Below are 5272 nucleotides of genomic sequence, written 5' to 3' on the forward strand. Positions count from 1 at the left end.
GGTCCTACGGGGTGGGCTCGGAGAGCGCCGTCAGGGCGGTGGCCGCCCGTTCGGTGATCTCCTCGGGGCTGCCCGTCACGTTCACGGCGACCCCCGCCTCGTCCGGCTCCAGCGGCTGAAGCGTGGCGAACTGGGAGTCGAGCAGTGCCGTGGGCATGAAGTGCCCCTGCCGGTGTGACATCCGGTCCTCGATGAGGGCGCGGTCGCCCGTGAGGTGCACGAAGACCACGCCGGGCGCGGCGGCCCGCAGCCGGTCGCGGTACGACCGCTTCAGCGCCGAGCAGCTGACCACGCCGCCCAGACCCGCACGCCCCTGCGCCCAGTCGCCGATGGCGTCCAGCCACGGCCACCGGTCGTCGTCGGTGAGCGGGGTGCCCGCCGACATCTTGGCGATGTTGCTCTGCGGGTGGAAGTCGTCGCCCTCGGCGTACGGAACGCCGAGGCGGGCCGCGAGCAGGGGACCGATGGTGGTCTTGCCCGTTCCGGCGACGCCCATGACCACGACGACATGGGGGGTGTTCATCGCTGCCTCACTGTCTGCTGTCTGCGTCGACACCGTGCCGATGATGTCGACCGCAACTGAAACTTATAAGTACGACAACTTCAAGAGGCTGTGACGAATAAGTCTGACTTTTTATGCGAGTGATCCGCCCCGTACTCTGAGTGCATGAGCACCACGGGCCGGGGGCTGCACGGCCGCGTACTGGACACCCTCGGCCCCGAGATCACCGCAGGCGAATACCCGCCCGGCAGCGTCCTGCGCACCGACGAGCTCGCCCAGCGCTTCGACGTGTCACGCTCCGTGATGCGCGAGGTGGTCCGCGTCCTGGAGTCCATGCACCTGGTGGAGTCCCGCCGCCGCGTCGGCGTCACGGTCCTGCCGTCCCGCGAGTGGAACGTGTACGACCCGCAGGTCATCCGCTGGCGCCTGGCCGGCGCCGACCGCCCCCGCCAGCTGCGCTCCCTCACCGTGCTGCGCTCCGCGATCGAACCGGTCGCGGCCGGTCTGGCCGCGCGCAACGCCACGGCCGAGCAGTGCGCCGAACTCACCGAGTGCGCGCTCGGGATGGTCGCGCACTCGCGCGGCCACAAGCTGGAGGGCTACCTCTTCCACGACGTGGCGTTCCACCGCGTCATCCTGACCGCCTCCGGCAACGAGATGTTCGCCCGCCTCGGCGACGTGGTCGCGGAAGTCCTGGCCGGACGCACCCACCACGACGTCATGTTCGAGGACCCCGACCCGGCCGCCGTCACCCTCCACGTCCAGCTCGCCGAGGCCGTCCGGGCCCGCGACGCCGCCCGCGCGGAACGACTGACCCGCGAGATCACGGAGGGCGCCCTCCAGGAACTGGACATCCTCGCGCCCTGAGCCGGCCGGTCGCCCCGGCGCGGTCACCGGTCGCCGAACCGCTGCCGCGCCCGCTCGATGTGCCCCAGGTGCTCGTGCGTCCAGCCGCAGATCGCGTCCACGGCGATGCGCAGCGCGCGGCCCGGCTCGGTGAGGGTGTACTCGACCCGCGGTGGCACGGTGGGATGCACGGTCCGCTCCACCAGGCCGTTCCGCTCCAGCATGCGCAGATTCTGCGTGAGCATCTTGTGGCTCACGCCCTCGACCTCGTCCCGCAGCTCGCTGAACCGCAGGGTGCCCTCGCCGAGCGCCTCGATGATCAGCAGCGCCCACTTGTTGGCCACGTCGGAGAAGATCTCCCGCGCCAGGGAGTCCGCGCGCCGCAGATCGGCGTCCTCCGGCAGTCCCGCCAGCACGCGCTTGGTCACCATCAGGTTCCCCCGTTACGAAAAAGTGCGTTCTTCCAGGCCGGCCGTCACTCTCCTACAGTTCCCGGGTAACCACAAGAGACCGACCGGAAAAGGACGAACCGAACCATGGCCAGCACCAGTGATGTCTTCTCCTACGGGATCCCGGCCGAGAGCGACTTCGGATACGCGCAGGCGATCCGCTCCGGCGACCTGATACACGTCTCGGGGCAACTCGCGTTCGACGAGGACGGCGGCTTCCCGCACCCCGGCGACTTCGCCGCCCAACTGGCGGGCACCCACGCCGCCATGGACCGGGTCCTCGCCCACTACGGGGCCACCCGCCGTCAGATCGTCTCGCAGACCCTCTACGTGGTGGAGCTCGGGCGTCACGCCGCGGCCACCGCCCAGGCCAACCTGGCGTACTTCGGCGGCCACCGCCCGGCGAGCACGGTCCTCGGCGTCACCGAACTCACCCTTCCCGGCCAGCTCGTCGAGATCGCCTTCGTCGTCGACACCCGGCTGCCCGCCTGAGCCGGCCCCGGTCCGCTCCTCAGTCCAGGAACTCCCCGTCCACGTACACCCACGCCCCGTCGACCCGCTCGAAGCGGCTTCGCTCGTGCAGGGAGCCGCCGCGGAACGACGCGCGGAAGGTGACCGTGCCGGTGGAGTGGAAGGCGGAGCCGGCCTCCGCGGCCAGGATCTCCAGGCCCGTCCACCGCGTCCCCGGGTCCAGGTCCAGCCGGGCCGGGCGGGTGCGCGGGTGCCAGGTGCGGAGCAGGTACGCCGCGTCCAGCCGGACGAACGCCGTGTACCGCGACCGCATCAGCCGCTCGGCGGTCGGCGCGGCGGCCGCACCGCCGTGGAAGCGGCCGCAGCACTCCTCGTAGGACTCGGGGAGGCCACAGGGGCAGGGCGTGCGAGACGTCATGGGGCACCTTCCGTGACAACGCGTGAGGGCCGCGACCTCGCGGTCGCGGCCCTCACGTTCCAGTGTCCGAGGGGGGACTTGAACCCCCACGCCCGATAAAGGGCACTAGCACCTCAAGCTAGCGCGTCTGCCATTCCGCCACCCGGACAAGGTGTCTGTCGCGCGGGTTTCCCCCCGCGGCGACGACATAAACATTACCAGGTGTTCCGGGGTGGCCCGATCACCCCCCGGCGCGCGCCGTCGCGTGAACGGCGTGTGACGGGCCGGGCCGGGTCTTGGGGCCGGCCCGCGCGGGAGAGAGGATGAGGGGAACCCACCAGCGGGAACACCATCAGCGGGAACACCAGCAGCGGGAGGAAGCACGTGAGCCAGACGGACCCGGCCAAGGGCGTCACCGGTGAGGACGAGGTCGTGGACCTCTGCCGCGAGCTGATCCGGATCGACACCAGCAACTACGGCGACCACTCGGGCCCCGGCGAGCGCAAGGCGGCCGAGTACGTCGCCGAGAAGCTCGCCGAAGTCGGCCTGGAGCCGCGGATCTTCGAGTCCCAGCCGGGACGCGCCTCCACCGTCGCCCGGATCGAGGGCGAGGACCCGTCGCGGCCCGCCCTGCTCATCCACGGCCACACCGACGTCGTCCCCGCCAACGCGGACGACTGGACCCACCACCCGTTCTCCGGCGAGATTGCCGACGGGTGCGTGTGGGGGCGCGGCGCCGTCGACATGAAGGACATGGACGCGATGACCCTCGCGGTCGTCCGCGACCGCATGCGCAGCGGCCGCAAGCCCCCGCGCGACATCGTCCTCGCCTTCCTCGCCGACGAGGAGGCCGGCGGCACGTACGGCGCCAAGCACCTGGTGCACAAGCACCCCGAGCTCTTCGAGGGCGTCACCGAGGCGATCGGCGAGGTCGGCGGCTTCTCCTTCACCGTCAACGAGAAGCTGCGCCTCTACCTCGTCGAGACCGCCGAGAAGGGCATGCACTGGATGCGGCTCACCGTCGACGGCACCGCCGGCCACGGCTCGATGACCAACGACGACAACGCCATCACCGAGCTGTGCGAGGCCGTCGCCCGCCTCGGCCGCCACAAGTGGCCGGTCAGGGTCACCAAGACCGTCCGCGCCTTCCTGGACGAGCTCTCCGACGCGCTCGGCACCGAGCTCGACCCGGAGAACATGGACGAGACCCTCGCCAAGCTCGGCGGCATCGCCCGCATGATCGGCACCACCCTGCGCAACTCGGCCGCGCCCACCCAGCTCGGCGCCGGCTACAAGGTCAACGTCATCCCGGGCCAGGCCACCGCGCACGTCGACGGCCGCTTCCTGCCCGGTTACGAGGAGGAGTTCCTCGCCGACCTCGACCGCATCCTCGGCCCGCGCGTACGGCGCGAGGACGTGCACTCCGACAAGGCGCTGGAGACCGACTTCGACGGCCGGCTCGTCGACGCCATGCAGACCGCGCTGAGCGCCGAGGACCCGATCGCGCGCGCCGTGCCCTACATGCTCTCCGGCGGCACCGACGCCAAGTCCTTCGACGACCTCGGCATCCGCTGCTTCGGCTTCGCGCCGCTCAAGCTGCCGCCGGAGCTGGACTTCGCGGGCATGTTCCACGGCGTGGACGAGCGGGTGCCGGTGGACGGTCTGAAGTTCGGGGTCCGCGTGCTCGACCGGTTCCTGGACGCGTCCTGAGGTGTGGTCCCCGGGATGCCGACGGTGTCAATAATCGGGCAGGCGTACGGAGTTGACCGGGAAGAGTGAATGCGACCATAAGCTCGTAGCCTCATTACTTCCTCCTCGTTACCCGTGATGTGATCCGCGACTTTGGATCACATTGCCAACTAGGAGGAATACATGCTGAAGAAGGTCGTCGCCGTCGCGGCCGCCACCGGTGGTCTGGTTCTCGCGGGCGCGGGCATGGCCGCCGCCGACTCGGGTGCCCAGGGTGCCGCCGTGCACTCCCCGGGCGTCCTGTCCGGCAACGTCGTGCAGGTGCCGGTTCACGTTCCCGTGAACGTCTGCGGCAACACGATCTCCGTGATCGGTCTGCTGAACCCCGCCTTCGGCAACACCTGCGTCAACGCGTGATGTCGTGTCTCGCCCTCTAGGCAACGCCCGCTGAGGGTTCGAGCCCGTCGGCCCCGGAGCGCGCGCCATGCGCTCCGGGGCCGACCGGTTCCTCATTCGTCGAGAATCCGGGACGCGGCAGGCGCCGTCTCCCGGCAGCAGGTCCGAGGACAGGAATTCAGCAATGCGACAGGTCACCCGCAAGGGCTTGATGACCATGGCCGCCGCCACCGGTGTGCTCGCCGCCGCGGGCGGCGCCGCCGCCCACGCCGACTCCGGGGCGACGGGCGGGGCCAAGGGCTCGCCCGGCGTGCTCTCCGGCAACGTCGTGCAGGCCCCGGTGCACGTGCCGGTCAACGTCTGCGGCAACACGGTCAACGTCGTCGGGGTCCTCAACCCGGCGGTCGGCAACGCATGCGCCAACAAGGGCGGCTCCGGCCACCACGGCGGCGGCGCGGACGCCCACGGCACGGCGAGCGACTCGCCGGGCGTGGCTTCCGGCAACGTCGTGCAGGTGCCGGT

Annotated in this window: 8 protein-coding genes and 1 tRNA gene; 5 read left to right on the forward strand and 4 right to left on the reverse strand. The window is 70.8% G+C overall.

Features of this window, described 5'->3' with window-relative positions:
• Positions 1 to 4 precede the first annotated feature (4 nt).
• Positions 5 to 523 (reverse strand): gluconokinase, encoded by a 519-nt coding sequence (locus tag CCN29_RS26940; RefSeq protein ID WP_006135978.1) that lies wholly within the window; start codon positions 521 to 523, stop codon positions 5 to 7.
• A gap of 144 nt (positions 524 to 667) precedes the next feature.
• Between CCN29_RS26940 and CCN29_RS26945 the strand changes: the two genes are divergently transcribed.
• Positions 668 to 1369: a FadR/GntR family transcriptional regulator gene (locus tag CCN29_RS26945; RefSeq protein WP_006135977.1), complete on the forward strand. Its 702-nt coding sequence runs from the start codon at positions 668 to 670 to the stop codon at positions 1367 to 1369.
• A 23-nt stretch (positions 1370 to 1392) separates the two neighbouring features.
• Here the strand turns inward: CCN29_RS26945 and CCN29_RS26950 are convergent, their stop codons facing one another.
• Positions 1393 to 1779, reverse strand: coding sequence for a winged helix-turn-helix transcriptional regulator (locus CCN29_RS26950; RefSeq protein WP_006135976.1), 387 nt, complete (start codon positions 1777 to 1779; stop codon positions 1393 to 1395).
• 105 nt (positions 1780 to 1884) lie between these two features.
• Between CCN29_RS26950 and CCN29_RS26955 the strand changes: the two genes are divergently transcribed.
• A complete protein-coding gene (locus CCN29_RS26955) occupies positions 1885 to 2289 on the forward strand; it encodes a RidA family protein (RefSeq protein WP_006135975.1) in 405 nt (134 codons plus the stop codon).
• A 19-nt stretch (positions 2290 to 2308) separates the two neighbouring features.
• Here the strand turns inward: CCN29_RS26955 and CCN29_RS26960 are convergent, their stop codons facing one another.
• Together CCN29_RS26960 and CCN29_RS26965 are read right to left on the reverse strand one after the other, a co-directional pair.
• Positions 2309 to 2686, reverse strand: coding sequence for a YchJ family protein (locus tag CCN29_RS26960; RefSeq protein WP_006135974.1), 378 nt, complete (start codon positions 2684 to 2686; stop codon positions 2309 to 2311).
• 63 nt (positions 2687 to 2749) lie between these two features.
• Positions 2750 to 2834 (reverse strand) — tRNA-Leu (locus tag CCN29_RS26965).
• A gap of 215 nt (positions 2835 to 3049) precedes the next feature.
• Between CCN29_RS26965 and CCN29_RS26970 the strand changes: the two genes are divergently transcribed.
• The 3 genes from CCN29_RS26970 to CCN29_RS26980 all read left to right on the forward strand — a co-directional run.
• Positions 3050 to 4375 carry a M20/M25/M40 family metallo-hydrolase gene (locus CCN29_RS26970; protein WP_031067215.1) on the forward strand — a complete coding sequence of 442 codons (1326 nt, stop codon included), beginning with the start codon at positions 3050 to 3052 and terminating at the stop codon, positions 4373 to 4375.
• Between the two features lie 162 nt (positions 4376 to 4537).
• A complete protein-coding gene (gene chpH, locus CCN29_RS26975; protein WP_006135972.1) occupies positions 4538 to 4771 on the forward strand; it encodes a chaplin ChpH in 234 nt (77 codons plus the stop codon).
• A gap of 163 nt (positions 4772 to 4934) precedes the next feature.
• Positions 4935 to 5272: chaplin family protein (locus CCN29_RS26980; protein ID WP_143661387.1), on the forward strand; the 338-nt coding region annotated here is incomplete at its 3' end.

Origin of the sequence: Streptomyces pseudogriseolus, from assembly GCA_002154585.1 — a bacterium.
Taxonomy (GTDB): domain Bacteria; phylum Actinomycetota; class Actinomycetes; order Streptomycetales; family Streptomycetaceae; genus Streptomyces; species Streptomyces pseudogriseolus.

What these genes read in the sequence shown, in the direction of transcription:
- CCN29_RS26940 (WP_006135978.1), bottom strand. Translation starts at nt 523, where the DNA reads ATGAACACCCCCCATGTCGTCGTGGTCATGGGCGTCGCCGGAACGGGC.
- CCN29_RS26945 (WP_006135977.1), top strand. Translation starts at nt 668, where the DNA reads ATGAGCACCACGGGCCGGGGGCTGCACGGCCGCGTACTGGACACCCTC.
- CCN29_RS26950 (WP_006135976.1), bottom strand. Translation starts at nt 1,779, where the DNA reads ATGGTGACCAAGCGCGTGCTGGCGGGACTGCCGGAGGACGCCGATCTG.
- CCN29_RS26955 (WP_006135975.1), top strand. Translation starts at nt 1,885, where the DNA reads ATGGCCAGCACCAGTGATGTCTTCTCCTACGGGATCCCGGCCGAGAGC.
- CCN29_RS26960 (WP_006135974.1), bottom strand. Translation starts at nt 2,686, where the DNA reads ATGACGTCTCGCACGCCCTGCCCCTGTGGCCTCCCCGAGTCCTACGAG.
- chpH (WP_006135972.1), top strand. Translation starts at nt 4,538, where the DNA reads ATGCTGAAGAAGGTCGTCGCCGTCGCGGCCGCCACCGGTGGTCTGGTT.